The following is a 1,112-nucleotide window of genomic DNA, read 5'->3' as shown; positions in this document are numbered from 1 at the left end:
GGCGCGACGATCGGCACCGGCGCCTCACCGTTGCGCCCGTACATCGCCTGGAGCAGGTCCGCCTGCTCGGTCTTGGTCGGCAGCCCGGTCGAGGGGCCGCCGCGCTGGATGTCCACCACCAGCAGCGGCAGCTCCAGCGAGACCGCGAGCCCGACCGTCTCGCTCTTCAGCGCCACGCCCGGCCCCGAGGTGGTCGTCACCGCGAGCGAGCCGCCGAACGCCGCGCCCAGTGCCGCGCCGATGCCCGCGATCTCGTCCTCGGCCTGGAAGGTGCGCACGCCGAAGTTCTTGTGCTTGCTCAGTTCGTGCAGGATGTCCGAGGCCGGCGTGATCGGGTACGAGCCCAGGAACAGCGGCAGGTCCGCCTGGCGGGAGGCGCTGATCAGGCCGTAGGCCAGGGCGAGGTTGCCGGAGATGTTGCGGTAGGTGCCCACCGGGAAGGCCTTGGCGGCCGGGGCGACCTCGTAGGAGACGGCGAAGTCCTCCGTGGTCTCGCCGAAGTTCCAGCCCGCACGGAACGCGGCGATGTTCGCCGCCATGATCTCCGGCTTCTTCGCGAACTTCGACGCCAGGAACTTCTCCGTGCCCTCGGTGGGCCGGTGGTACATCCAGCTCAGCAGGCCCAGGGCGAACATGTTCTTGCTGCGCTCGGCCTCCTTGCGGGAGAGGTCGAAGTCCTTGAGCGCCTCCACCGTCAGGGTGGTCAGCGGCACCGGGTGGAGGCCGTAGCCGTCGAGCGAGCCGTCCTCCAGCGGTGAGGCGTCGTAGCCCACTTTCTGCAGGGCGCGTTTGGTGAACTCGTCGGTGTTCACGATGATCTCGGCGCCCCGCGGCAGATCGCCGATGTTGGCCTTCAGCGCGGCCGGGTTCATCGCGACGAGGACGTTCGGCGCGTCGCCCGGGGTGAGGATGTCGTGGTCGGCGAAGTGGAGCTGGAAGGAGGAGACGCCGGGCAGGGTGCCGGCGGGGGCGCGGATCTCGGCGGGGAAGTTCGGCAGGGTGGAGAGGTCGTTGCCGAAGGAAGCGGTCTCCGAGGTGAACCGGTCCCCGGTGAGCTGCATGCCGTCACCCGAGTCCCCCGCGAACCGGATGATCACCCGGTCCAGGCGGCG

General features: G+C 70.0%; 1 protein-coding gene. It reads right to left on the bottom strand.

Annotated features, from left to right (window positions below):
• On the bottom strand, nt 1-1,112 hold a 1,112-nt coding region (locus AB0927_RS40990), incomplete at both ends, for a 2-oxoacid:acceptor oxidoreductase family protein (protein ID WP_366672967.1).

Source organism: Streptomyces sp. NPDC048106, assembly GCF_040706415.1.
Classification (GTDB): Bacteria; Actinomycetota; Actinomycetes; order Streptomycetales; family Streptomycetaceae; genus Streptomyces.
The sequence above is the reverse complement of the archived record's forward strand: the minus strand, read 5'-3'. Positions and strand labels throughout refer to the sequence as shown.